Genomic DNA, 24,354 nt, shown 5'->3' on the forward strand with positions numbered 1-24,354 from the left:
TCATGTCGCTCTCCAATTCGCCTCTGGCTACCACCTCCGAAACCGGCGCGCCCTTGCCGCCGCCCGATCCCGCCGCTGTCACCGCATCCGGTCAGAAGATCCGCACCCCGTGGCGCGAATTCTGGCGCAAGTTCAAGAAGCAGCGGCTGGCCGTCTATGCCGGCGTGTTCATCCTGCTGCTGATCCTGGTCGCCATCCTGGCCCCCTGGATCGTGCCGTTCGATGCCGAGAACTTCTTCGACTACGACGCCCTGAACTCGCCGCCGACCTGGACCCACTGGTTCGGTGTGGACTCGCTGGGCCGCGACATCTTCAGCCGTATCCTGATGGGCACACGCATCTCGCTGGCCTCGGGCTTCTTCTCGGTGGCCATCGGCGCCGTGATCGGCACCGTCTTCGGCCTGCTGGCCGGCTACTACGAGGGCTGGTGGGACCGCATCACCATGCGCATCTGCGACGTGCTGTTCGCCTTCCCGGGCATCCTGCTGGCCATCGGCATCGTCGCCATCCTGGGGGGCGGCATGATCAACGTCATCATCTCGGTGTCGGTGTTCAGCATCCCGGCCTTTGCCCGCCTGGTGCGCGGCAATACGCTGCAATTGAAGAACCTGACCTATATCGAGGCCACCCGCAGCATCGGTGCATCGGATGCGACCATCATGTGGAAGCACATCTTCCCCGGCACCATCTCGGCCATCGTGGTGTATTTCACCATGCGCATCGGCACCTCCATCATCACCGCCGCGGGCCTGTCCTTCCTCGGCCTGGGTGCGCAATCGCCCACCCCGGAGTGGGGCCTGATGTTGAACGAAGCCCGCGCCGACATGGTGACCTCACCGCACGTGGCGCTGGTGCCCAGCATCGCCATTTTCCTCACCGTGCTGGCCTTCAACCTGCTGGGCGATGGCCTGCGTGACGCGCTCGATCCCAAGATCGACCAGCGTTGATGGCGATGTCGCCCCCGCCGCACATTGGCCGGCTTGCCGCCGGCCCGCGTAACAGCATCACCGACGTGGCCGGGGTGACCGTCGGCCATTGCACGCTCGATGATGGACCGGTGCAGACCGGCGTGACCGTGATTGTGCCGCATGGTGGCAATCTGTTCACCCACCGCTTGCCGGCGGCCGTGGCGGTCATCAACGGCTTCGGCAAGAGTGCCGGACTGGTGCAACTGGAAGAGCTGGGCCTGCTGGAGACGCCGATTGCGCTGTCCAACACCTTCGCCGTCGGCACGCTGCTCAATGCCCAGATCGCCCACACCCTGCGCGCCAACCCGCAATGCGGGCGCAGCCTGCCCACCGTCAATCCGCTGGTGCTGGAATGCAATGACGGCTATCTCAACGATCTGCAGGCGATTGCGGTGCAGCCGGCGCATTTCGATGCGGCCCTGCAGGCAGCTTCATCTGAGGTGGCCCAAGGATCGGTGGGCGCCGGGCGCGGCATGTCCAGCTTCGGCCTGAAGGGCGGGATCGGGACGGCTTCCCGGTTAGCCGTTGTCGGTGCCGCCGGGCAGGGCTACACCGTGGGGGCGCTGGTGCTGTCCAACTTCGGTCGCCTGCCGGAGCTGATCCTGGCCGGCGATCCACTGGGCGCGCGCCTGGCCGCTGCAGAGCCGCCGGATGCTGCCCCCGAGAAGGGCTCCATCATCATCCTCCTGGCCACCGATGCGCCGCTGGATGCGCGCCAGTTGAAGCGCTTGGCCGTACGGGCCGGTGCCGGGCTGGCACGGACCGGATCGGCCTATGGGCACGGCAGCGGCGATATCGCCCTGGCGTTTTCGACCGCGCAGCAGATCGAGGCCGAGGCCGAGTGCGTGCACATGGCGCTGCTGGCCGATCATCTGCTGGATCCGCTGTTCCATGCCGCCGCCGACAGCGTGGAGCAGGCCATCGTCCATGCCCTTTTTGCCGCCGAGACCGTGTACGGGCGCGACGGCCATGTGCGTGTCAGCCTGCGCGAGCGGCTGGCGGCATTGAACTGAACGACTTACCGTAGCGAGATTTTCATGACTGGCAAACGCGCCAACATTCTGGTTTCCGTCGATATCGAAGGCGTGGCCGGGGTTTTCCACGTCGAGCAGACCCGCGCCGGCAACGGCGAATATGAACGCGCCCGGCGCTGGATGACCGAAGAAGCCAACGCCGTCATCCGCGGCGCCCTGGCGGCTGGTGCCACCGGCATCAAGGTCAATGACTCGCATGGCGGCTTCCGCAATCTGCTGCCCGACCTGCTGCATCCGCAGGCCCGCATGGTGCTGGGCAAGCCGCGCGTACTGGGCATGATGGGTGGCGTGGACCAGGAGATCGATGCCGTGATGCTGGTGGGTTACCACTCGCGTGCACAGGGGCGCGGCATCCTCGCGCACACCACCAACAGCTTTGCCTTTGCCCGGGTCTGGCTGGGCGGGCAGGAGATGGGCGAGGCCGGCCTCTATGGCGCACTGGCTGCCGAGCATGGCGTACCGGTGATCTTCGGCAGCGGCGACGATGCCTTCATCGAGGAAAACCAGCCGCTGTATCCCCATGCGGTCTTTGCCGAGACCAAGAAGGCCTATGGCGCCAACAGTGGCGATTCGCTGACCCCGCAACAATCTTGTGTGTTGCTGGAAGAGCGCGCCCGGCAGGCAGTGGCCAGCCTGCTGGCGCAACCGGCGTCGATGCCGGTACTGCCACTGCGCGGGCCGCTGCGGTGTCGCCTGCAGGTACAGACCGTGGCGCTGGCCGACCTGTTCAGCCAGTTGCCGATCCTGGAGCGCAGCGACAATGTCACCGTGGAGTTCGATGCGCCGACGGCGGAATATGCGGTGCGCGTGCTCAACAGCTTGTCGGCGATGTCGGCCATGCTGCGGTGATGCGATAAGTTATTTCACCTTGCTCTCGATCAGCTTGACCAGCGCATGCACGGTCAGGTTGACCGGTGTGGACAGCCCATGGGCCTGGCCGCGCCGGACGATGAAGCCGTTCAGATGGTCGATCTCGCTGGGCTTGCCGCGTGCCAGGTCTTGCGCGGTCGAGGAGAACTGGGAGGGCATGGTCTCGATGATCTTGCGTACGGCGGTGTCGACGTCGCCGGCCAAAGTTACCCCTTCGGCAGCGGCCACGGCCTTGCATTCGGCCACCAGGTGGGCCATCACCTCCGGGACGCCCACGCCTTCCACCAGCTTGCCGTAGGGCAGTTGCGCGATGGCGGAGAGGGCGTTGTAGGCACAGTTGATGATCAGCTTGAGCCACAGCGCGCCGCGCACGTTGTCGGAAATCTCCGTGGGTACGCCGGCCGCGATCAGGGCGTCGGCGGCCGCCTGGCTGCGCGCGGCGGGTTCGATCACCAGTTCGCCGCGTCCGTGGTGCTTGACGTGGCCGGGGCCGGCCATTTCGGTGGCGACGTAGACCACCGCCGCCGACACCGGTTGCGGGATCACGGTGCGCAGGCGCTCGGCATTGTCGGTACCGTTCTGCAATGTCAGCACCAGCGTATCGGCGCCCAGGTAGGGGCGCAGTTGCGCGCCGGCGGTTTCGGTATCAGGAGACTTGACGCAGAACAGCACCAGCTCGGCGCCGGCGACGATGGCGGGATCGGTGCTGGCCTTGACGGGGATGGTCTCATCGAAGGTCCTGGCTTCCAGCCGCAGGCCACGGGTATTGAAGGCCTCCACGTGCTGGGGGCGGCCCACCAGGACCACCTCATGTCCGGCGCGTGCCAGCATCCCGGCAAAATAACAGCCCACTGCACCCGCGCCCATCACTGCAACTTTCATGCGTGTCTCCCCGCTCGGTAGATTGATGACGAAGCGGAAAGCCTAACACAGCACCGCGGTCTTTTCAGGCGGGGTCAGCAGTGGTCAGAACGAGCGCCGCACCCGCACCGACACATAGGCCGGGGGCTTGGTGGTGGCAGTCGCCCGGGCGCTGTGCAGGCGGTGCAGGGTGATCTGGTTGACCTCGGCATGGCTGCCGTCGATGTGCTCTCCCATGAGCTGTTGCGCCGCGTCGGCATCGCCGGCCGCGATGCAGTCCAGGATGGCGGCATGTTCCTCGTAGGTCGAGTGCAGGCAATCGCCATAGAGGAAATCCAGGCGGCGCACGATGCGGATACGGTCGGTCAGGCGGTCGAAGGTATCGGCCATCTCCTGGTTGCCGGCCGCGCGCACCAGGGTCTGGTGGAACACTTCGTCGAGCTGTGCGGCCTTGGGGCCATCCAGCTCGCGGGCCTGCTCCGGCACGCACCAGGAGGCGCGCAGTCCGGCCAGCACGCTCTGGTCGCCGGCCTGGGCGCACAGGCGGCGCACGGCGTGGGTCTCGATGAGCTTGCGCATTTCGTAGAGGTCGGAAAAGCGCTTGAAATCGATCGGCACGATCTCCCAGCCACCGCGTACGTAGCCCTGCATCAGGCCATCGTTCTGCAGGCGCTGCAGGGCTTGTCGCACCGGCGTGCGCGAGACCTTGAAGTAGGCGGCGATTTCGGTCTCGGTGATCTGGTCGCCGGGCAGCAGCCGCATGTCGAAGATGTCCTGCCGCAGCTGGGCGTAGACATACTCGGGCAGGGAGCCGCTGCGCACCAGCGCATCGTCGCCGTCGGGCTCGGCCACGTCGATGGCCTCGGCCGACGGCGGCAGGGGGGAGGGGGCAGCCACGCTCTTCACGATGGTCGCATCCTCACCAGGCCGCTACGCAGCCATCGGTGCGCGGTTCGGTACCGCCGCACAGGACGCCTTCATCATTGCGCCAGATGATCTGGCCACGGCCGAAGCCCAACTGGTTGCCCGACCACGAGACCTCGTGACCAAGCCCGCCCAGGCCGCGGAACAGGTGTTCGGCGGTGCTGTGCTCGATGGAGACCTTGTTGCCCTTTTCCCATTCCCAGCGCGGCGCATCCAGCGACGCCTGCGGGTTGAGGCCGAAATCGACCGTGTTCATCACCATCTGCACATGGCCCTGGGGTTGCATGAAGCCGCCCATCACGCCGAAGGGACCGACTGCCTGGCCGTTGCGCGTCATGAAGCCGGGGATGATGGTGTGATACGGGCGCTTGCCCGGCGCCAGCACGTTGGGATGGCCGGCTTCCAGGGTGAAGTTGTTGCCACGGTTGTGCAGGGCGATGCCGGTACCCGGTACCACCAGGCCGGAGCCAAAGCCCATGTAGTTGCTCTGGATGAAGGACACCATGTTGCCCTCGGCATCGGCGGTACACAGATAGACCGTGCCGCCGCGTGAGGGATCGCCGGCCACCGGCAGGGTGGCGCGTTCGCCGATCAGCTTGCGGCGTTCGTCGGCATAGGCGTCGGAGAGCAACTGTTCGACTGTCACCTTCATGTGGGCCGGGTCGGCGATGTGCGCCAGGCCATCGGCGTAGGCCAGCTTGATGGCTTCGATCTGGCGGTGGTAGGTGGCCAGGGTGTCGCGCTCGGAAAAGTCGTAGGTCTTCAGCAGGTTCAGCGCCATCAGCGCCACCATGCCGTGACCATTGGGCGGGATTTCCCAGATGTCGTAGCCGCGATAGTTCACGCCGATGGGGTCCACCCATTCCGGCTGGAAGGCGGCCAGGTCGGAGGCTTGCATGTAGCCGCCGGCTTGCTGGATGAAGGCGGCGATGCGGCCAGCCAGTTCACCGCGATAGAAACCTTCGGCGCCGTCCTCGGCGATGGATTGCAGGGTCGCGGCATGGCCGGCCGAGCGCCACAGCTGGCCGGCTTGCGGTGCTCGGCCGTCGATGCAGAAGGTGTCGAACCAGGACTGGAAATGGGCGTCCTTGAATTCACGCTTGAAGTTCTGTTGTGCCACCTGCCAGGCGTGCGCCACCATCGGCGAGACCGGGAAACCTTCCTGCGCCAGGGTGATGGCACCGGCCATCGAATCGGTGAGGGCCAGTTTGCCGAAGCGCTTGGCCATGGCGGCCCAGGCGCTGGGTGTGCCAGGCACCGTCACCGGCAGGGCGCCGTATTTGGGGACTTCCTTCAGGCCGGCGCCGGTGAGCTTGTCGGCCGAGATCGATTGTGGTGCCGGGCCGCTGGCGTTGAGTCCATGCAGCTTGCCACCATGCCAGACCAGGGCGAAGGCATCGCCGCCGATGCCGTTGGCGGTCGGCTCCACCACCGTCAGCGCGGCGGCCGCGGCGATGGCGGCGTCGATGGCATTGCCGCCGCGCTGCAGGACTTCCAGCCCGGCTTGCGCGGCCAGCGGCTGCGAGGTGGCGACCATGCCGCGTCGGGCATAGACGGCACTGCGGCGCGAGAAGTAGGGATAGTGATTGCTGCTGAAGTCGGGGAAGGCGGGCATGGCGGTCTCTCGTTCTTGGGTCAGGTGTGTATTTTAGCGATACAGGTGGCAGGCCACGGTATGAGTCGGGCTGAGCTTGATCGGGGCCGGCGCTTCGCGCTGGCAGACTTCCATGCAGGACGGGCAGCGTGGATGGAAGTGGCAGCCGGCGGGCGGCGCGGCCGGGTTGGGGATGCTTCCTTGCAGCACGATGCGCTGGCGCTGCTCGCGTGGGTGTTCACGCGGGATGGCCGAGAGCAGGGCTTGTGTATAGGGGTGGCTGGGCCGGGCGTAGATGTCTTCACGCGCGCCCAGCTCCACCATGCGGCCCAGGTACATCACGCCGATGGTGTCGCTCACATGGCGGATCACGGCCAGGTCGTGCGAGACGAAGAGATAGGTCAGCCCCAGTTCCTGCTGCAGTTCGCGCAGCAGGTTGAGGATCTGCGCCTGGATCGAGACATCCAGCGCCGAGACCGCTTCGTCGGCCACTACCAGCCTGGGGCGGGTGATGATGGCGCGGGCGATGCCCACGCGCTGGCGCTGGCCGCCGGAGAATTCGTGCGGATGGCGCGCCGCATAGGCCGGGTTCAGACCCACCATGTCCAGTGCCTCGGCCACCTTGCGCTTGCGGGTGGCGCGGTCGTGCAGGCCATGCACGATGAGCGGTTCTTCCAGCACTTCGCCGATGCTCATGCGCGGGTTCAGCGAGGCATAGGGGTCCTGGAACACCATCTGCATGTGGCGGCGCATGGCGCGCAGCGGGCCGGCCGGCAGCAGGGTGATTTCCTGGCCCATGAAGCGCACGCTGCCTTCGGTGGGTTCGATCAGGCGCAGCACGCTGCGTCCGGTGGTGGACTTGCCGCAGCCGGATTCGCCGACCAGGCCCAGGGTCTGGCCTTCGGCGATGCTGAAGGAGACGTCGTCAACGGCCTTGACGGTGGTGCTGCCGGCAGCAAAATGTTTTTTCAGTCCGTGGACTTCGAGCAGGGGAGGGTTCATCGTCATTAGCCTTGCTTCAATGCGGATACCAGCAGCGCACATGATGGCCGTCGCCCAGGTCTTCCAGTGGCGGCATTTCCTGGCGGCAGATGTCCTGCGCGCGGGCGCAGCGGGCGGCGAAGCGGCAGCCGCTCTTGACGGTGCCGGGCGGCGGTACGCTGCCGGGAATGGCGTTCAGGGGCGCGCCGGGCGTGGCGTCCAGTGCCGGGCGGGCGCGCATGAGGGCATGGGTGTAGGGGTGGGCGGGACGGTCGAAGAGGTCCTCCACGCTGCTCTGTTCCACTACCTGTCCGGCATACATCACTACCACCCGTTCGCACATCTCGGCCACCACGCCCAGGTCGTGGGTGATCAACAGGATGGAGGTCTGCTGCTCGCGCTTGAGGTCGCGCATCAGGTCCAGGATCTGGGCCTGGATGGTGACGTCCAGGGCGGTGGTGGGTTCGTCGCAGATGAGCAGCTTGGGCTTGCACAGCAGTGCCATGGCGATCATCACGCGCTGGCGCATGCCGCCGGAGAGGCTGTGCGGGTATTCGTCCACCAGTTGCGCGGCCCGTGCCAGGCCCACGCGTTCCAGCATGGCCAGCACGCGGGCATCGATCTCCTGGCGCGCCAGGCCGGTGTGGATGCGCAGCATCTCGGCCAGTTGTTCGCCGATGCGGTGCAAGGGGTTCAGGGAAGTCATCGGTTCCTGGAAGATCATGGCGATCTCCTTGCCCCGGATGCCGCGCAGGGCCTCATCCTCGGCCTGCAGCAGGTCGCGCCCGTCGAAGCGGATCGCGCCCGACAGGCGGGCCTGGCTGGCCATGGGGAACAGGCGCAGGATGGACAGCGCGGTCACGCTCTTGCCGCAGCCGGATTCGCCCAGCAGGCCGACCGTTTCGTCGCGCCCCAGCGAGAAGGAGACGCCATCGACCGGCGCCACGCGCCGGCCGTGGCTCAGGAATTCTATTTTCAGATTTTCGATATCCAGCATGGGTATTCCTTGGCGGCTCACTTGGTGACGCACTTGGCGATGCCATCAGCGGCTCAGTTTTGGATCAAAGACTTCGCGGATGCCGTCGCCCAGCAGGTTGAAGCCCAGCACCACCAGGAAGATCGCCAGCCCCGGCCACATGGCCAGCATCGGCGTGGTATTCAGGTAGCCCTGGGCGATGTGCAACATGGAGCCCCAGCTCGGATCTTCCGGCTTGGCACCCAGGCCCAGGTAGGACAGGCCGGCTTCGGCGATGATCGCGGTACCCATGGCGAAGGTGGCCTGGATCACCAGCGGCGCCAGCGAATTGGGCAGGATGTAGCGCCACATGATGCGCAGGTGACCGGCGCCGATGGAGCGGGCCGCCATCACGTAATCGAGGTTGCGGATGGTCATGGCCTGGCCGCGCGCCAGGCGCACGAAGGAAGACGTGAAGCCGATGCCGACGGCCACCATGGCATTGTAGAAGCCGCCGCCCAGCGCCGCCGCCAGTGCCAGCGCCAGGATCAGTGAAGGGAAGGCCTGCAGTGCATCGACCACGCGCATGACGATGGCATCGACTGCGCCACGGTAGTAGCCACTGACGATGCCGATGGGCACGCCCAGGGAAAACGCCAGCCCCACCGAGATCAGCGCCGCCTGCAGCGAGATGCGCGAGCCAAAGAGCATGCGGGTGTAGATGTCGCGGCCGAGGTCGTCGGTGCCCAGCCAGTGTTCGGCGCTGGGTCCGGCCAGCAGGTTGCCATAGTCCTGGTCGAAGATGGGATCGTAGTGCGCCAGCAGTGGTGCGGCCAGCGCCAGTACGATCAGCAACCCGATGATGAGGGCGCCGATCAGCGCCAGCCGGTTGCCGGCGAAGCGGCGCAGCGTGCGCCAGCGCGGCAGTTCGGGCAGGGCCTGGGAGGACGTCGTGTTGGTCGTCTTGGTGGAGGAATTCATGGTCGGGCCTGGTAGGGTGGGCGGGGATGCATGGTGCTCATCGTGATCATCGTGAAATACGCGGATCGATCACGCTGTAGAGCAGGTCCACGCCCAGGTTGACGATCACCACCATGACGGTGGCGGCCAGCACGCCGGCCTGCACGGTCACGTAGTCGCGCTGGAAGATGGCGTCCACGATCATCTTGCCCATGCCGGGAATGCCGAAGATGCTCTCGGTGATCACCAGTCCACCGAGCATGCCCGAGACCATCAGACCGCTGGCGGTGAGCACCGGGATCATGGCGTTGCGCAGGGCGTGGCCCAGCACCACCTGCCAGTCGCGCAGGCCCTTGGAGAAGGCGGTGCGGATGTAATCCTCGTTGAGCACTTCCAGCAGGCTGCTGCGCACCATGCGCATGAGGATGGCCGATTCGCGCAGGCCGGTCACCACCATGGGCATGATCATGGCGATCAGGTTGGCGTGCCAGTCCACGCTCAGCGGCACGAAGCCCGAGGCCGGCAGCCAGCCCAGCTTGACCGCGAACAGGATGATGAACAGCATGCCCAGCCAGAAGTGTGGCACCGACATGCCGAACAGCGCGATCAGGGTGCCGATGGCATTGGCCCAGCCACGCGGTCGTGCGGCCGAGAGAATGCCGGCCGGCACGGCGATGATCACCGCCACCAGGAAGCTGCCGATGGCCAGTTCGATGGTCACCGGCAGGCGTTGCCACAGGGCGTCGGCCACCGGTGTGTTGTCGATGAAGGAGCGGCCCAGGTCGCCGTGCAGCACGGCCCACAGCCAGCGCCCGTACTGCACCAGCAGCGGATCATCCAGGCCCAGCTTCAGGCGCAGGGCGGCCGCCGCTTCCGGCGTGGCTTCCATGCCGAGGATGGCGGCCACCGGATCGCCCGGTAGCACCGCCAGCAGGGAAAACACCACCATGCTCACCAGCAGCAGGGTGGGGAGGGACAGCAGGAGACGCTTGAGCAGCTTGGGCATGGCTTGTTTTCGAAACGACTTGAAACGACCTGAGACGACCTGCGATGGCGTGCGATTACTTGGACACGGTGGCCGTGCGGATCACGCCGTCGGGCACGTACTGGAAGCCCTTGACCGACTTGGCGATGCCGAACAGCACGTTGTCGTGCACGGTGTAGATGTAGGGCACTTCCTTGACCAGGATGGCCATGGCCTGGTCGTAGAAGCCCTTGCGCTTGGCCTGGTCGCCTTCCACCCGGGCCTGCTGCAGCAGGTCGTCCACTTCCTTGGCACCGAAGTGGGAGTAGTTCAGCGAGCCATTGGTGGTGACGAAGTCATAGATGTTCTGGTCCGGATCGGGACGTCCGCTCCAGCCCACGAAGAGACCTTCGAAATTGCCGGCCTTGCCGGCCTCGATCTGGGTGGCCAGCTCGGTCTTTTCCAGCGTGACGCTGATGCCGGCGGGGCGCAGCATGCCCTGGATCATCTGGCCGACCTGCAATTCATCCGGGGTGGTGGGCAAGGTCAGCTTGAAGCTGAAGCCGCCTTCCTTGCCGGCCGCCTTCAGCAGTGCCTTGGCACGCGCCACATCGACCTTGGGCGGGACATCGCTGGGGCCGTTGGCGAACTGCGCCTTGGAGAAGGGCGAGTGGCCGGCGGCGACGGCGTTGTTGTAGACCACCTTGGCGATGGCGTTGCGGTCGATCAGGATGTCCACGGCTTCACGCACTTCCTTCTTGTCGAAGGGAGGCTTGCCGGTATTCATGTAGAAGCCGCGGAAGCCCAGCGAGGGCTTGTTGAGCACGGTGTAGCTGGCGTTGGCGGGGACGTTGGTGATTTCCTTGTAGGGGAAGCGATTGGTGATGTCCACCTGGCCGCTGCGCAGGTTGTTGAAGGCCACGTTGACGTCCGGCATGATCTTGTAGACCACCTCGTCCACCTTGGGCAGGCCGGCGCGCCAGTAGTCGGGATTCTTCTTCAGGGTGATGGTGGCGCCCTTGAGCCGGCCTTCATAGCTGAAGGGACCGGTACCGACCGGATGGTTGACGTAGTCGTCGCCGTATTTCTTGACCGCTGCCGGCGAGGACATCATGCCGGCACGGTCGGTGAGGATGGAGAGGAAGGGCGCGAAGGGCGTGGACAGATCCAGCTTGATGGTGTGATCGTCCACCACCGTGATCTTGCTGACGTACTTCAGCTCGTTACGGCGCAAAGAGGTCTTCTCCTGGCCGCGCAGCAGGTTGAATTCCACCGCCTTGGCATCGAAGGGCGTGCCGTCCTGGAACTTCACGCCCTTGCGCAGAAAGAGGGTATAGGTCTTCTGGTCCTCCGAGATGGTCCAGCGCTCCGCCAGCATCGGCACGATCTTGCCTTCGCCATCCAGGTCCACCAGCTTGTCGAAGATGCTCTGGTAGACGATGCGCTCATTGAGCATCGAGGACTGGGTCGGATCGAGCTTGCCGGGATCGGCGTCCAGCGAGATGTTCAGGGTCACTGCCAGGGCCGGCAGGGAACAGGCGGCAAGTACCGCCGAGGACATCGTGGACAACAGGAAACGGGAGACGCGCTGGTTCATTCGGTGTTCCTTTCAAAGGTCATCACGCACTGGTCGCAGCCGGCTGGCGTTCCCGCACCGCTCGGCGCAGGGAATGTCGTCAGGCCATCGCGGCAGCTTAGGCGATGAAAACGGTGAGGGCAAGGACGGATACGTCAATGTATACAACGGAGAAGACATGCATGAAGCATGCCATCCTTTGCTCGCCTGGCGTTGGCCTGACCGGTTTCCACGAGGCGAGAATGTCATCTCCCCGGCAGGCTTGGATGAATCACGATGGGGCGACTGCCATGCGTAGATGGGGCTGCCTGCCCAATGCCAGTGCGCTGAGGACGTGACGCAGCGGCACCGCAGCGTGTTACCGAATGGCCACGGGCGATGACGATAAAATTTTTTATTAAATCGCTTGCTATTTAATTTTGGCCTCGCTAAACTGCGTCCATGAATTCGAAAACAGACAAACGCAAGGCGGCCCCGCTACTGGATGCCCAGTTGTGTTTTGCGCTGTACTCGACTTCGCTGTCGATGAGCAAGCTCTATCGCAAGCTCTTGCGCAACATGGGCATCACCTATTCGCAGTATCTGGTGCTGATGGTGTTGTGGGAGCGGGACCAGTTGACGGTCTCCGACATTGGCGAGCGCCTGGTGCTGGATTCGGCCACGCTCACGCCCTTGCTCAAGCGCATGGAAGCGCAAGGCCTGGTGAGCCGCGAACGGGCGGCCAGCGATGAGCGCCAGGTGGTCATTTCCTTGACGCCCGAAGGCGATGCGTTGCGTGAGCAGGCCGCGGAGCTACCCAGGGAAGTGTTGAGGGCGACCGAGTCCACCGCCGCCGAACTGATGGCGATGAAGGAAGAATTGATGGAGCTGCGCGCCCGCTTGCACAAGAACACGGGCGAGTGAGAGAGGGAAGTGATGGCGATGCCAACGTCCCTTTTTTAAGCTGATATAAGTAGTGCGCTATATGATAGCGTGTTAAATCGATCGCATCGGCACTCTATTTGGCGATCGATGGTGAGCAAGGTCAATGTCGCCCAGGTTTGCAGGACGCGCTGTTATACGCAGAGCCAATGGTTTTAATAAGTAGTTTGCTATTTAATAGTGATTTAGTTGTATGTGTTTTCCATGCAGTTTTCGACCCTTGGGGTCAGTGTTTCGAAGTAGCTGTTTGTTGTTCCCTCGCTGAAATTTCCCGGTGCAGATGCACCAATCCGACCATAGAGAAAAGGAAGAAGATCATGAAATCGTTCAAGCAACTCGCCGCCGTCGCCGCCATCGGTCTGGTATTCGGTAACGCCTACGCAGCTGGTGACGCCGGTGTCGAGCCGACCACCCAGTCCTTCCTGCAAGCCCTGGAAGCGGGCGGTGGCAAGCCCCTGGAACAGCTCTCCCCGAAAGATGCTCGTGCCGTGCTGGTGGGTGCGCAAGCCGGCGTGAAGCTGGAACTGCCCAAGGCGGATGTGTCGGAAAAGACCATCACTGCCGACGGCCAGGAAATCAAGCTGACCATCGTACGTCCGGCCGGTTCGGCCAAGAAGACGCTGCCGGCCTTCATGTTCTTCCACGGTGGTGGCTGGGTGCTGGGCGACTTCCCGACCCACGAACGTCTGGTGCGTGACCTGGTGGCCAACTCCGGTGCCGTGGCTGTCTTCGTGAACTACACCCCGTCGCCGGAAGCCGGTTACGGTGTGGCGATCAACCAGGCCTACGCCGCCACCAAGTGGGTGGCCGCTCATGGCAAGGAAATCAACGTCGATGGCAAGCGCCTGGCCGTGGCCGGCAACAGCGTCGGCGGCAACATGGCCGCGGTCGTGGCCCTGATGTCCAAGGACAAGGGTGGCCCCGCACTGCGTTCGGAAGTCCTGATGTGGCCGGTGACCGATGCCAACTTCGAGACCGGTTCCTATAACCAGTACGCCAATGGCTACTTCCTCACCAAGAACATGATGAAGTGGTTCTGGGACAGCTACACCACCGACGCCGCCAAGCGCAAGGAAATCTACGCTTCGCCGCTCAATGCTTCCCAGGCTGAGTTGACCGGCCTGCCGCCGACCCTGATCCAGACCGCCGAAAACGATGTGTTGCGTGACGAAGGCGAAGCCTACGGTCGCAAGCTGCAAGCCGCTGGCGTGGCGGTGACCAGCGTGCGCTACAACGGCATGATCCACGACTTCGGCCTGCTGAACGTGCTGGCCAAGGTACCTGCCGTGCAGACCGCAATGCGTCAGGCCGGCGAGGAACTGAAGTTCCGCCTGAAGTAATCGCCTGACTGGAAGTGCCGGCCCGCTGCATCGGCAGCGGCCGGCTTCAAGCACAACGCCCCCGGACGACAGTGTTGTCCGGGGGCGTTGTGTTTTCCGTTGCCGTCGCGTTCAGCGCGGCATCAGGGGATCAGAACTCAGGGCGCAGGGCCGAGGACTTCAGGCCAGGACCTTGGTTAGCCAGGCGCCGATATCGGCCACTTCTTCGCCACACACCGAGTGCTGCATGGGGTAGTCATGCCATTCGACCTTGTGGCCCAGTTGCGTGAGCAGTTCGCGCGATTTGACGGCGCGTTCCAGCACCACCACCGGGTCCATGGTGCCGTGCGCCATGAAGATCGGTGTGTCATGGTTGGCGCCGTGGCGTTCGGCCTCGATGGTGGCCGCCAGCGGCAGGTAGCCGGACAGGCACATCAGGCCGGCCAGTCGCTCCGGATGACGCAGGCCGGTCTGCAGGGTCATGGCGCAGCCTTGCGAGAAGCCGGCCAGCACGATGCGCTCGGCCGGGATGCCACGCGCCTTTTCGTTGGCGATCAGCGCTTCGATGGCGGCCTGCGAGGCGCGCAGGCCGGGTTCGTCTTCGCGGCGCACCAGGTCGGGGGCGAAGATGTCGTACCAGGCGCGCATCACGTAGCCGCCGTTGATGGTCACCGGCATGGTGGGCGCGGTGGGGAAGATGAAGCGGATCGGCGGGCAGCCGGAGAGGTCCAGCTCGCGCACGATGGGCACGAAGTCCGAACCGTCGGCGCCCAGGCCGTGCAGCCAGATGACGGCAGCAGTCGGGTTGGGGGCGGTTTCGATCTGTATCGTTTCGAGTTGAGCGGCCATGGGCGAGGTTTCCTGATTGCTTGTGAGTTGATGGTTGGCGCTTGACGGCCCAGAGCAGGCGGCGGATTTGTGTCTGCCGCCGGGGCGGCGCACAATACGGTGTTGTCCGTCGTCCAGTGTCGCTGCGAGCCAGTCATATTGCGATGGGCTCACATCATACGATGAACACCGCGCAAATGCTGCCGCGCCGAATGAGGATGCTTCCATGAATTGCCGACAATTGATCCGCCACCTGCTGGCCACCTGCGCCGCGTTGCTGATGCTGGCACCCGTCCCAGGTCATACCGAGGCCGAGGGACGGCTGTTCCAGCCCGTCGGCGAAAACCTGATGATCGCGCCGCCGCCGGGTTGGCGGCTGGCTTACATGAATGGTGATCCGGAGGGCGATTACGTGGTCGACTTCCTGCCCGCCAACGAGGCGCACGATTCCTGGCGTGAGGGCTATATGGGCGTGCAGCGCCGCAGTTTTCCCGACGCCGGCCTGCTGGCCAACATCCGGGCGCGCAACCTCACCGTGTCGCAGGTGGCCCTGAGCGAGGTGATGCAGGGTGCCCAGCGCAATTGCCCGGGGCGCTTCGTGCCAATGTCGCAGAAGGATGGCAGCACCAACAATATCCCGCTGTCGGTCAGCGGTGGCTTCTGCGACCGCGTCGGTCCCTCGGCCCCGTATGGCGAAGGGACGGTGCTGGCGGTCTATCAGGGCAAGGAACGGCTGTTCGTGGTGCAGTTCAGCTGGCGGCCGCCGACCGAGAACGCACTGAAGCAATACCCTTACCGGATCAGCCCGGCGGGTCTGCAGCAGTTCCTGGATCTGCTGAACGCGGCCACGCTGTGCGGCGGGCCGGATGAAGGGAAGTGTCCGAACTAGCGCCTGTGCGCACTGAATCTGCTTTCGCAGATTCAGTGTGAACATGCCCTAGGGTTTGGTCGCCGGCCGGATCGCCGACTTGGGACGGAAGGCCTTGCAGACGGTGTCGTCGGTCTCGATGTAAGGGCCACCGATGAGGTCGATGCAGTAGGGGATGGCAGCGAAGATGCCCGGCACCTTGACCTTGCCATCGGCTTCCTTCAGGCCTTCCAGTGTTTCGCGGATGGACTTGGGCTGGCCCGGCAGGTTCAGCACCAGCGCAGCGTGGCGCTCGGTCTCGCGGATCACCGCCACCTGGCGCGACAGGATGGCAGTCGGCACGAACTGCAGGCTGATCTGGCGCATCTGCTCGCCGAAGCCCGGCATTTCCTTGGTGCCGATGGCCAGCGTGGCTTCGGGCGTGACGTCGCGGCGCGAGGGGCCGGTGCCGCCGGTGGTGAGCACCAGGTCGCAGGCGGCGACATCGACCAGTTCCATCAGGGTCTGTTCGATCTGGGCGCGTTCGTCGGGGATCAGGCGGGTTTCGATCTGGAACGGGGTGGTCAGCGCGCTGCCCAGCCATTCCTGCAGGGCCGGGATGCCCTGGTCCTGGTAGACACCGCCGGAGGCGCGGTCCGAGATCGAGACCAGTCCGACCCGCAGCACCTCGCGCTGGCCGGCCTGGGCGTCAACGCTCATCGTCGTCCTGCTGGTCCGGGTCCTGGTCCTCGACCGCTTCGCCCTTGGCCAGGTTGGCCTGGGTCTGCAGCTGCTTGAGGATCTGAAAGATTTCGCGGTAGGCCTTGGGCGGCTTGTGCTCGGCCTGTTCCTTGCGGGCATTGCGGATCAGCGTACGCATCTGCTGCGCGTCGACCTCGGGATGGCGGTTCAAAAGTTCGGTCAGGGCCTGGTCGTCGGCCAGCAGTTTTTCGCGGCGGCGCTCCAAGGCGTGCATGGCGGCGGTTTCGGCCTTGGAAGCGCCGTGCCAGCTGTCGATGGTCTTCTGGATGATGGCCAGTTCATCCGGCTCCAGTGTGCGCATCTTCTTGCCCACGTACTGCATCTGGCGGCGACGGCCTTCGTGGTCCTTGATCTGCTGGCATTCGAGGATGGCGTCGCGCACGTCTTCCGGCATGGGGACGCGCTTGACGCGGTCGCGCGGTTCGGCGACCAGCGATTCGCCCAGTTTTTGCAGGGCATCCATCTCGCGCTTGAGTTGGGACTTGGAGGGGCGGTCGTATTCCTGTTCGAATTCGCTGGACTGGAATCCGACAGCGCCGCGGTTGGCATTGGGCATATCGTGACTTCGAGAAATAAAGCTTAACGACTGCTATGATAACCGTTTTACCCGCATTTCAGAGAAAACAGGCTCATGAGCGATACCCCATTTACGCACAGTCAGGACCAGTTGAAGCAGTTGGCGCAGGATGTCCTGCGTTATGCCCGTGACAAGGGCGCCTCGGACGCCGCCGTCGATATCAGCGAGGGCAGTGGCCTGTCGGTAGCGGTGCGCAAGGGCAAGATCGAGACCATCGAGCAGAACAAGGACAAGGGCATCGGCGTCACGGTGTTCCTCGGAGAAGGCCGCCAGGTGCGGCGCGGCAATGCCAGCACCTCGGATTTCTCGCAGCAGGCCCTGAAGGAAACGGTGGAAGCGGCCTACAACATCGCCCGCTTCACCTCCATCGATGACTGTGCCGGCCTGCCCGAGGCCGAGATGCTGGAAATGGCCCCGCGCGACCTGAAACTGTTTTCGCCCTGGAACATTTCCACCGAAGAAGCTGTGGCGCTGGCCCAACGCTGCGAAACCGCCGCGCTGGAGACCGATCCGCGCATCAGCAACAGCGAAGGCGCCAGCGTCTACGTGCAACACTCGCATTTCATCGCGGCCAATAGCCGCGGTTTCATGGGCGGCTATCCGTTCTCGCGCCACACCATCTCGGTGGCGCCCATCGCCGGCAAGGGCGCGGGCATGCAGCGCGACGACTGGTATTCCTCCAAGCGCGACCCCAAGCTGCTGGCCAAGCCGGAAGCCATCGGCCGCTACGCCGCCGAACGCGCGCTGGCGCGCCTGAATGCACGCAAGCTGAGCACCCGCAAGTGCCCGGTGCTGTTCGAGGCACCGCTGGCGGCCGGTTTGCTGGGCGCCTTCGTGCAGGCGGTCTCGGGTGGTGCGCTGTATCGCAAGTCCACCTTCCTGCTGGATTCGCTGGGCCAGCAGGTCTTCCCCGAGCACATCCAGATCCTGGAAGATCCGCACGTGATCGGTGCCGTGGGCTCGGCGCCCTTCGATGAAGAAGGCGTGCGCACCGTCAAGCGCGAAGTGGTCAAGGATGGCGTGGTGCAGGGCTATTTCCTGTCCACCTATTCGGCGCGCAAGCTGGGCATGCAGACCACCGGCAACTCCGGTGGATCGCACAACCTGACGCTGCGCTCGGACCTGACCACCAAGGCCGACACCTTCAAGGGCATGTTGAAGAAGATGGGGACCGGCCTGCTGGTGACCGAGCTGATGGGGCAGGGCGTGAACTACGTCACCGGCGATTATTCGCGTGGTGCCTCCGGTTACTGGGTCGAGAACGGTGTCATCCAGTACCCGGTGGAGGAGATCACCATCGCCGGCAACATGAAGGACATGCTGCGCCAGATCGTCGCCGTGGGGAACGATACGCTGGTGCGCGGAACCAAGGAAACCGGTTCCATCCTGCTGGAAAACATGACCATCGCTGGCGACTGAGCCCGGTGCAAGCCGCAGCGCCCGTCAGGGTGTTGCGGCGCCACGGCCGCAGCCGCCCTGACCGGGAGGCAAGCCTTGGACGACATCCACATCCGGCGCGGCTATCTGCCAGGCGCCATCGGGCGGGTAGCCGAGCTGCACGCCGCCTATTACACCGAAAACTGGAGCTTCGGGGTCTACTTCGAAGCGCGCATCGCCACCGAGCTGGCCGCCTTCATGAGTCGCTACGACGATAGCCGCGACGGTTTCTGGACCGCCGCCGTTCACGGGCGCGTCGAGGGCTCGCTCACCATCGATGGTCAGCATGCACAGCAGCAGGGTGCCTGGCTACGCTGGTTCATCGCCTCCGAAAAACTGCGCGGGCGCGGCGTCGGTGATGCCCTGGTGGCGGAGGCGGTGCGCACTTGCGCGGAGCGGGATTATCCTTCCATCTACCTGTGGAGCTTCGAGGGACTGCACGCAGCAAATGCGTTGTATGAGCGACATGGCTTCGTGCTCGCCGAGCAGCGCATCGGCTCGCATTGGGGCGTGAAGCTCAACGAGCGGCGCTACGAGTTGCTGCTGTGAGGCGATCTGCAGGGCCCACGCTGCGGCGCTAGAATGGCGGATTGGCGCACCTGCGCAACTTCCGGATTGCATCCCTCGCCACATGGCCCAACACACCGCCGCCGCCCACTCCAGCGGCCAAGTCCTGCCCTTCCGTGAATCCCTGCTGGCCACGCTCGGTATCTGCTTCGTCATCATGCTGGTGGCGCTGGACCAGACCATCGTCGGCACTGCATTGCCCACCATAGTGGCCGAGCTGAAGGGCTTCGAACTCTATGCCTGGGTAGCCACGGCCTACCTGCTGACCTCGGTGATCACGGTGCCCATCTTCGGGCGGCTGGGTGATTATTTCGGCCGCAAGCCCTTCGTGATCGCATCCATCGTGGTCTTCGTCGGTGCCTCGGCCCTGTGCGGCATGGCCGACAGCATGCTGTTCCTGGTGCTGGCACGCGGCCTGCAGGGTATTGGTGGCGGCATGCTGGTGGGGACCTGCTTTGCGTCGATTGCCGACCTGTTTCCCGATCCCCGTGTGCGGCTGCGCTGGCAGATCATCCTGTCGGCCTCGTTCGGCATTGCCACTGCGGTGGGACCGTCGCTGGGCGGCTTCCTCACGCAGGGGCTGGGCTGGCGCTGGGTGTTCTACTGCAACCTGCCCATCGGCGTGATCTCGCTGTTCTTCGTCTGGCGCTTCGTGCCGCACATCCGGCATATGCAGCATGCGGGCAAGATGCGGCTGGACTGGCCGGGCGCGCTGCTGATCTCGCTGTCGCTGGGGAGCCTGCAGCTGCTGGTGGAACTGCTGCCCAAGCGCGGCATCACCGGCGGCATGCTGGCCTTGCTGGCGCTCGCGGTGGCGGCGTTCTATGCCTTGTGGAAGTGGGAGCGGCGCGCCGCGCAACCCATCCTGCCCTTCGAGATGCTGCGCGACCGGGCGTTGGCCAGCCTGTTCCTGCTGTCGGTGCTGGCCGGCTTTGCCATGTTTTCCCTGCTGATGTACGCGCCGCTGCTGTTCCAGGGCGGCTTCGGCCTGAGCCCGCGTGAGGCCGGCCTGCTGATCACGCCGCTGGTGGCTTGCATCACCGTGGCCAGCATCGTCAACGGGCGCATCATCACCCGCATTCCCAACCCCAACCTGATGATGAACCTGGGCTTCGCCCTGATCGCCGCCGCCTGCCTGGGGGTGGTGCTGTGCGACCGCAATACCGGCAACGGCTTCCTGCTGGCGGTGATGCTGGCCGGCGGTTTCGGTCTGGGACTGGTCTTGCCCAACTTGACGGTGTTCGCCCAGCAGGCCGCCGCGCGCGAGCATCTGGGTATCGCCACCGCCCTGTTGCAGTCGCTGCGCATGATCGGCGGGATGCTGGGGACCGCCATCACCGGCACGCTGGTCAGCCAGATGTATGGCGCCGGCGTGCAGAAGGCGCTGGAGGGCGATCATGCCGCCCAGTGGCTCAAGGATTTCAGCGACCCGGAAGTGCTGGTCAACCACGACATCCAGTCGGTGCTGCTGGCCCAGCTGATGCAGGCCGGCCACAATGGCTCGGCCTTGCTGGATGCGGCCCGTGACGCCCTGGTCGCGGCCATCCACATGGGTATCGCCATTGCCATCGTGGCCGCACTGGTGGGCCTGTGGATGGTGCGGCGGGTGCCGCCGATCCGCTTCGATCAGGACAAGAAGGTGGAGCCTGTCATGTCGGAGTGATCCGCCCGGCGAAATGAACAACGGACTGCAATGTGAGTTGCAGTCCGTTTTTTCTTGCCCATGCAGATCGGTCGATGGGCTTATGCGGCCTTCTTCACCACCGCATAACGTTCCAGCGTGCGCTCGCGCGCCTGGGCGTGGTCCACGATGGGACGCGGATAGTTCTGGCCCAGCGTCACGCCCGCATCCATGCGCTCGTCCGGCGTGGCCGTCCACGGCGCGTGGATGCGTTTGTCGGAGAGCTTGGCCAGCTGCGGCAGATAACGGCGGATGAACTTGCCGTCGGGGTCGAACTTCTCCGACTGCGTGACCGGGTTGAAGATGCGGAAATAGGGCTGGGCATCGCACCCCGAGGACGAGGCCCATTGCCAGCCCCCGTTGTTGGCGGACAGGTCGAAGTCGTTGAGGTGAATGGCGAAATAGCGCTCACCCCAGCGCCAGTCGATGCCCAGGTCCTTGGTCAGGAAGCTGGCCACCACCATGCGCAGGCGGTTGTGCATGTAGCCGGTCTGGTTGATCTGGGCCATGGCCGCGTCCACCAGCGGGTAGCCGGTGCGGCCTTCGCACCAGGCGGCGAACAGTTCTTCGGCATGCGGGCCTTGTTCCCAGCGGATGGCGTCGTATTCTGGCTTGAAGGCTTTTTCAGTCACACGCGGATGGTGGTGAAGGATCATGAAGTAGAAATCGCGCCAGGTCAGCTCCGACAGCCACACCGCCGCGCCGGCCGCCCCCTGGCCGGCGTGCATGGCCTGCATGGCAGCACGCGCCAGCGTGCGAATGGACACGGTGCCAAAGCGCAGGTGGACCGACAGGTAGGATGGCCCCTTCACCGCCGGGAAATCACGCGCCGTACCGTAGGCCCCGATACGCCCCAGGAAATCGTCCAGCAGCGCCTGGCCGCCGGACATGCCGGTGGGGATCTTCAGTTCCTGCAGATTGCTGGGCTCAAAACCGAGTTGCGCATGGGTGGGCAGGGCGTGATCCAGTCTGGCAGGCGGTTTGGCCAGCGCCTTGAGGTATTTTTCTACCGGATAGGGTTTCAGGTAGAAGTCGCCACCGGCGGCCGCCAGCTTGGCCATCCAGGCGTTCTTGTAGGGCGTGAAGACCGAGAAGGGCTTGGCCGACTGGGTCAATACTTCATCTTTCTCAAAGATGACCTGATCCTTGTAGCTGAGCAGCTGTGCGCCTTGTTTCTTGAGCTGTCGTGCCACCAGCTGGTCGCGCTCGATGGCGGCCGGTTCATAGTCGGCATTGGTGAAGACCGCCTGCACCTCCAGTTCGGCCGCCAGTTCGGTGATGCGCTGGGTTGCTGAACCATGCGACACGATCAGGCCACCGCCGGCCTTGCGCAAGGAAGCATCCAGCTCGGCCACGCTGGCCAGCAGGAAGTCGATACGGCGATCGCGGGTCACGCCGTCGGCCTGAAGGGCCGCCAGGATGTCGGTGTCGAAGACGAACACGCACCACACCTGGGTGCTCTGCGACAGCGCGTAGTACAGGGCGGCGTGATCGGTGTGACGCAGGTCGCGGCGGAACCAGACCAGGGATTTGTCGAATTGAGGCATTGGCATTGCTGTTCTGCAAAGTCGATGGACCGGCCGGGACGGAAAGCTCGCCTTCCGGTGCTGGCTACCGATTGGTAGCGTCTGTGCCGGATGATAAAAGATTTCTTCTGATTTGACCCGAAGCATCTCAAGTGCGACATCGCCTGACCGATAATGACTCATCCGCACGGGGATCTGTACGCGGGTCGCGGCGTAGCCGCCATGGTTGCGTCTCACACAACGGGAGATGGGGAACGATGAAGAACATGACGATAGGCATGCGCCTGGGCCTGGCCTTTGCGGCGGTCCTGGTGCTGATGGCGATGATCACCGGCATCGGCATCTGGCGCCTGCAGGCGGTGGGCAAGCTCAATGACATGATGGTCAATGATGCACTGGTCAAGGAGCGGCTGGTCAATACCTTCTACAAGTCCATCGAGATCAACGTCGGCCGCATCGTCGCGGCAGCCAAGAACGCCGATCCGGAGCAGCAGAAGTTCTACAAGCAGGAAATCGGCGCCACCATCAGCAAGAACAATGAGCTGGTCAAGCGCATGGAAGAGTTGATCACCGATGATGCCGGTCGGGCCGGCTTGAACGAGATCAACGAGCGGCGCAAGGTGGTGCTGGCGGCCAATGCGGCGGTCTTCAAGGAAAAGGATGCCGGTAACGAGGAGGCGGCCCGCAAGGCGGTCGACGAGCAACTGCTGCCCAGTACCCGCGTCTATCTGGCTGCCATCGAAAAGCTGGCGAACCTGCAGACCGAGCGCATCCAGGCACTGACGGTGGAAATCGATGGCCTGTTCCGTACCGCGCGTATCGTCATGCTGACCCTGGGCGTGATCGCCATCCTGCTGGGAGTGGTGCTGGCCCTGGTCATCACCCGGTCCATCACCGCACCGCTGAACAAGGCGGTCGATGTGGCCGGCCGTGTGGCGAAGGGGCAGCTGGACAACCAGATCGACGTGCGTAGCGGTGACGAGACCGGACACCTGATGCGCGCTCTGAAGGAAATGAACGACAACCTGGTGGGCATCGTCAGCAGGGTGCGCCAGGGCACCGATACGATTGCCACGGCCTCCACCGAAATCGCCCATGGCAACCTGGACCTGTCCAACCGCACCGAACAGCAGGCCAGTTCGCTGGAAGAAACCGCCTCGGCCATGGAAGAACTGACCTCCACCGTGAAGCAGAATGCCGACAATGCGCGCCAGGCCAACCAGTTGGCGGCCTCCGCTTCGGAGGTGGCGGTGCAGGGTGGTTCGGTGGTGTCCGAAGTGGTGGCGACGATGGGGTCGATCAACGATTCCTCGCGCAAGATCGTGGACATCATTGCGGTGATCGATGGCATCGCCTTCCAGACTAACATCCTGGCCTTGAACGCCGCGGTCGAAGCGGCCCGCGCCGGCGAGCAGGGGCGCGGCTTTGCCGTGGTGGCGTCGGAAGTGCGTACGCTGGCCCAGCGCTCGGCCAGTGCGGCCAAGGAAATCAAGGAATTGATCGGCGATTCGGTCGGCAAGGTCGAGGCTGGCAGCAAGCTGGTCGAGCAGGCCGGCGCGACCATGGAGGAAGTGGTGGCCAGCGTGCGCCGGGTGACCGACATCGTGGGCGAGATCACGTCCGCCTCGCAGGAACAGAGCGACGGCATCGAGCAGGTCAACCAGGCCATCAACCTGATGGACGAAGCGACCCAGCAGAATGCAGCGCTGGTGGAGCAGGCCGCCGCTGCGGCGCGCCAGATGCAGGAACAGGCCGCTGCCCTGAGCGAGACGGTGAGCGTGTTCCGGCTGCGCGGGTAGCTAGGGAAGGAGGGGGGGCAAGGCGCGCAGGCGCTTTGCTCGTGGTCCCCAAAAAGAATGGCCAAAAACGCAAAAGGCCGATTGATTTTCATCAATCGACCTTTTTTGTTTTGCTGCGCACGGAGGCACGCGGTCACGTCCCGCGGCCCCGTCCTGCCTTGCAAGGCAGGACTTTCTCGTCCCTCCCGCAAAGCGCGCAGGCGCTTTGCTCGTGGTCCCCAAAACGCAAAAGGCCGAATGATTTTCATCATTCGACCTTTTATGTTTTGGTGCCCACGGAGGGACTCGAACCCCCACACCTCGCGGCACATGGACCTGAACCATGCGCGTCTACCAATTCCGCCACGTGGGCTGCGCTGTAAAGCGAAGACCGTGATTATAGATGGTCTGCAGATGCTGTCAA

The 24,354-nt window shown here is 64.4% G+C and carries 22 protein-coding genes and 1 tRNA gene; 10 read left to right on the plus strand and 13 right to left on the minus strand.

From position 1 onward, the window contains the following. Positions 1-2 precede the first annotated feature (2 nt). The 3 genes from gsiD to VE092_RS14010 are packed head-to-tail and all read left to right on the plus strand — an operon-like array spanning position 3 to position 2,851. Positions 3-947 (plus strand): glutathione ABC transporter permease GsiD, encoded by a 945-nt coding sequence (gsiD, locus tag VE092_RS14000; protein WP_324877697.1) that lies wholly within the window; start codon positions 3-5, stop codon positions 945-947. 5 nt (positions 948-952) lie between these two features. Next, complete coding sequence (locus tag VE092_RS14005) at positions 953-1,981, plus strand: P1 family peptidase (RefSeq protein ID WP_324878025.1); 1,029 nt, start codon at positions 953-955, stop codon at positions 1,979-1,981. A gap of 24 nt (positions 1,982-2,005) precedes the next feature. After that, positions 2,006-2,851, plus strand: a complete 846-nt coding sequence (locus VE092_RS14010) for a M55 family metallopeptidase (RefSeq protein WP_324877698.1) — start codon at positions 2,006-2,008, stop codon at positions 2,849-2,851. A gap of 9 nt (positions 2,852-2,860) precedes the next feature. Here the strand turns inward: VE092_RS14010 and VE092_RS14015 are convergent, their stop codons facing one another. From VE092_RS14015 to VE092_RS14050, 8 genes are all read right to left on the minus strand, one after another. Next, positions 2,861-3,754 carry a 2-dehydropantoate 2-reductase gene (locus tag VE092_RS14015; protein WP_324877700.1) on the minus strand — a complete coding sequence of 298 codons (894 nt, stop codon included), beginning with the start codon at positions 3,752-3,754 and terminating at the stop codon, positions 2,861-2,863. 84 nt (positions 3,755-3,838) lie between these two features. After that, the gene (locus tag VE092_RS14020) at positions 3,839-4,639 is read right to left on the minus strand and encodes a GntR family transcriptional regulator (RefSeq protein ID WP_324877702.1); all 801 of its coding nucleotides are present in this window, start codon (positions 4,637-4,639) and stop codon (positions 3,839-3,841) included. Positions 4,640-4,652: 13 nt separating this feature from the next. After that, complete coding sequence (locus VE092_RS14025) at positions 4,653-6,272, minus strand: gamma-glutamyltransferase family protein (protein ID WP_324877704.1); 1,620 nt, start codon at positions 6,270-6,272, stop codon at positions 4,653-4,655. A gap of 33 nt (positions 6,273-6,305) precedes the next feature. Next, positions 6,306-7,253, minus strand: a complete 948-nt coding sequence (locus VE092_RS14030) for an ABC transporter ATP-binding protein (RefSeq protein WP_006463585.1) — start codon at positions 7,251-7,253, stop codon at positions 6,306-6,308. Positions 7,254-7,269: 16 nt separating this feature from the next. Beyond that, entirely contained in the window at positions 7,270-8,229 is a 960-nt protein-coding gene (locus VE092_RS14035; protein WP_324877706.1) for an ABC transporter ATP-binding protein, read from the minus strand. 45 nt (positions 8,230-8,274) lie between these two features. Continuing rightward, complete coding sequence (locus VE092_RS14040) at positions 8,275-9,168, minus strand: ABC transporter permease (protein WP_324877708.1); 894 nt, start codon at positions 9,166-9,168, stop codon at positions 8,275-8,277. Between the two features lie 46 nt (positions 9,169-9,214). Then, positions 9,215-10,153 (minus strand): ABC transporter permease, encoded by a 939-nt coding sequence (locus VE092_RS14045; protein WP_006463582.1) that lies wholly within the window; start codon positions 10,151-10,153, stop codon positions 9,215-9,217. A gap of 55 nt (positions 10,154-10,208) precedes the next feature. Continuing rightward, the gene (locus tag VE092_RS14050) at positions 10,209-11,708 is read right to left on the minus strand and encodes an ABC transporter substrate-binding protein (protein WP_324877710.1); all 1,500 of its coding nucleotides are present in this window, start codon (positions 11,706-11,708) and stop codon (positions 10,209-10,211) included. Positions 11,709-12,128: 420 nt separating this feature from the next. Between VE092_RS14050 and VE092_RS14055 the strand changes: the two genes are divergently transcribed. Together VE092_RS14055 and VE092_RS14060 are read left to right on the plus strand one after the other, a co-directional pair. Next, complete coding sequence (locus tag VE092_RS14055) at positions 12,129-12,590, plus strand: MarR family transcriptional regulator (protein ID WP_324877712.1); 462 nt, start codon at positions 12,129-12,131, stop codon at positions 12,588-12,590. 335 nt (positions 12,591-12,925) lie between these two features. Then, positions 12,926-13,948, plus strand: coding sequence for an alpha/beta hydrolase (locus VE092_RS14060; protein WP_324877715.1), 1,023 nt, complete (start codon positions 12,926-12,928; stop codon positions 13,946-13,948). A gap of 159 nt (positions 13,949-14,107) precedes the next feature. Here VE092_RS14060 and VE092_RS14065 read toward each other — a convergent pair whose 3' ends face one another. Then, entirely contained in the window at positions 14,108-14,776 is a 669-nt protein-coding gene (locus VE092_RS14065) for an alpha/beta hydrolase (protein ID WP_182994576.1), read from the minus strand. Positions 14,777-14,981: 205 nt separating this feature from the next. Between VE092_RS14065 and VE092_RS14070 the strand changes: the two genes are divergently transcribed. After that, complete coding sequence (locus VE092_RS14070) at positions 14,982-15,644, plus strand: hypothetical protein (protein WP_324877718.1); 663 nt, start codon at positions 14,982-14,984, stop codon at positions 15,642-15,644. A gap of 48 nt (positions 15,645-15,692) precedes the next feature. Here the strand turns inward: VE092_RS14070 and mog are convergent, their stop codons facing one another. Together mog and yjgA are read right to left on the minus strand one after the other, a co-directional pair. Next, positions 15,693-16,322, minus strand: a complete 630-nt coding sequence (mog, locus tag VE092_RS14075; RefSeq protein WP_324877720.1) for a molybdopterin adenylyltransferase — start codon at positions 16,320-16,322, stop codon at positions 15,693-15,695. Continuing rightward, positions 16,312-16,920, minus strand: a complete 609-nt coding sequence (gene yjgA, locus VE092_RS14080) for a ribosome biogenesis factor YjgA (RefSeq protein ID WP_324877722.1) — start codon at positions 16,918-16,920, stop codon at positions 16,312-16,314. Before yjgA ends, mog begins: the two co-directional genes overlap by 11 nt. A 75-nt stretch (positions 16,921-16,995) precedes the next feature. Here yjgA and pmbA point away from each other — a divergent pair, with 75 nt between their 5' ends. The 3 genes from pmbA (at position 16,996) to VE092_RS14095 (ending at position 20,608) form a co-directional block, all read left to right on the plus strand. Next, on the plus strand, positions 16,996-18,360 hold the full coding sequence (pmbA, locus tag VE092_RS14085; RefSeq protein WP_324877724.1) for a metalloprotease PmbA: 1,365 nt from the start codon (positions 16,996-16,998) through the stop codon (positions 18,358-18,360). Between the two features lie 75 nt (positions 18,361-18,435). Then, positions 18,436-18,927, plus strand: a complete 492-nt coding sequence (locus tag VE092_RS14090; RefSeq protein ID WP_006463573.1) for a GNAT family N-acetyltransferase — start codon at positions 18,436-18,438, stop codon at positions 18,925-18,927. 82 nt (positions 18,928-19,009) lie between these two features. Continuing rightward, positions 19,010-20,608: an MDR family MFS transporter gene (locus VE092_RS14095; RefSeq protein WP_324877726.1), complete on the plus strand. Its 1,599-nt coding sequence runs from the start codon at positions 19,010-19,012 to the stop codon at positions 20,606-20,608. Positions 20,609-20,688: 80 nt separating this feature from the next. On the opposite strand, the gene VE092_RS14100 is transcribed toward VE092_RS14095, so the two are convergent. After that, positions 20,689-22,173 carry a deoxyribodipyrimidine photo-lyase gene (locus tag VE092_RS14100; protein ID WP_324877729.1) on the minus strand — a complete coding sequence of 495 codons (1,485 nt, stop codon included), beginning with the start codon at positions 22,171-22,173 and terminating at the stop codon, positions 20,689-20,691. 236 nt (positions 22,174-22,409) lie between these two features. Here VE092_RS14100 and VE092_RS14105 point away from each other — a divergent pair, with 236 nt between their 5' ends. Then, entirely contained in the window at positions 22,410-23,951 is a 1,542-nt protein-coding gene (locus VE092_RS14105; protein ID WP_414653493.1) for a methyl-accepting chemotaxis protein, read from the plus strand. Positions 23,952-24,218: 267 nt separating this feature from the next. Here the strand turns inward: VE092_RS14105 and VE092_RS14110 are convergent. Then, positions 24,219-24,303: transfer RNA gene (locus VE092_RS14110), tRNA-Leu, on the minus strand. Positions 24,304-24,354 lie beyond the last annotated feature (51 nt).

It is taken from the genome of Herbaspirillum sp. (genome assembly GCF_035644555.1).
In the GTDB taxonomy this organism is placed as follows: Bacteria; Pseudomonadota; Gammaproteobacteria; order Burkholderiales; family Burkholderiaceae_D; genus Herbaspirillum.

Bases quoted from the DNA above. Each gene is read 5' to 3' on its own strand.
- gsiD (WP_324877697.1), top strand. From the start codon at position 3: ATGTCGCTCTCCAATTCGCCTCTGGCTACCACCTCCGAAACCGGCGCG.
- VE092_RS14005 (WP_324878025.1), top strand. From the start codon at position 953: ATGTCGCCCCCGCCGCACATTGGCCGGCTTGCCGCCGGCCCGCGTAAC.
- VE092_RS14010 (WP_324877698.1), top strand. From the start codon at position 2,006: ATGACTGGCAAACGCGCCAACATTCTGGTTTCCGTCGATATCGAAGGC.
- VE092_RS14015 (WP_324877700.1), bottom strand. From the start codon at position 3,754: ATGAAAGTTGCAGTGATGGGCGCGGGTGCAGTGGGCTGTTATTTTGCC.
- VE092_RS14025 (WP_324877704.1), bottom strand. From the start codon at position 6,272: ATGCCCGCCTTCCCCGACTTCAGCAGCAATCACTATCCCTACTTCTCG.
- VE092_RS14030 (WP_006463585.1), bottom strand. From the start codon at position 7,253: ATGAACCCTCCCCTGCTCGAAGTCCACGGACTGAAAAAACATTTTGCT.
- VE092_RS14035 (WP_324877706.1), bottom strand. From the start codon at position 8,229: ATGCTGGATATCGAAAATCTGAAAATAGAATTCCTGAGCCACGGCCGG.
- VE092_RS14040 (WP_324877708.1), bottom strand. From the start codon at position 9,168: ATGAATTCCTCCACCAAGACGACCAACACGACGTCCTCCCAGGCCCTG.
- VE092_RS14045 (WP_006463582.1), bottom strand. From the start codon at position 10,153: ATGCCCAAGCTGCTCAAGCGTCTCCTGCTGTCCCTCCCCACCCTGCTG.
- VE092_RS14050 (WP_324877710.1), bottom strand. From the start codon at position 11,708: ATGAACCAGCGCGTCTCCCGTTTCCTGTTGTCCACGATGTCCTCGGCG.
- VE092_RS14055 (WP_324877712.1), top strand. From the start codon at position 12,129: ATGAATTCGAAAACAGACAAACGCAAGGCGGCCCCGCTACTGGATGCC.
- VE092_RS14060 (WP_324877715.1), top strand. From the start codon at position 12,926: ATGAAATCGTTCAAGCAACTCGCCGCCGTCGCCGCCATCGGTCTGGTA.
- VE092_RS14065 (WP_182994576.1), bottom strand. From the start codon at position 14,776: ATGGCCGCTCAACTCGAAACGATACAGATCGAAACCGCCCCCAACCCG.
- VE092_RS14070 (WP_324877718.1), top strand. From the start codon at position 14,982: ATGAATTGCCGACAATTGATCCGCCACCTGCTGGCCACCTGCGCCGCG.
- mog (WP_324877720.1), bottom strand. From the start codon at position 16,322: ATGAGCGTTGACGCCCAGGCCGGCCAGCGCGAGGTGCTGCGGGTCGGA.
- yjgA (WP_324877722.1), bottom strand. From the start codon at position 16,920: ATGCCCAATGCCAACCGCGGCGCTGTCGGATTCCAGTCCAGCGAATTC.
- pmbA (WP_324877724.1), top strand. From the start codon at position 16,996: ATGAGCGATACCCCATTTACGCACAGTCAGGACCAGTTGAAGCAGTTG.
- VE092_RS14095 (WP_324877726.1), top strand. From the start codon at position 19,010: ATGGCCCAACACACCGCCGCCGCCCACTCCAGCGGCCAAGTCCTGCCC.
- VE092_RS14100 (WP_324877729.1), bottom strand. From the start codon at position 22,173: ATGCCTCAATTCGACAAATCCCTGGTCTGGTTCCGCCGCGACCTGCGT.
- VE092_RS14105 (WP_414653493.1), top strand. From the start codon at position 22,410: ATGAAGAACATGACGATAGGCATGCGCCTGGGCCTGGCCTTTGCGGCG.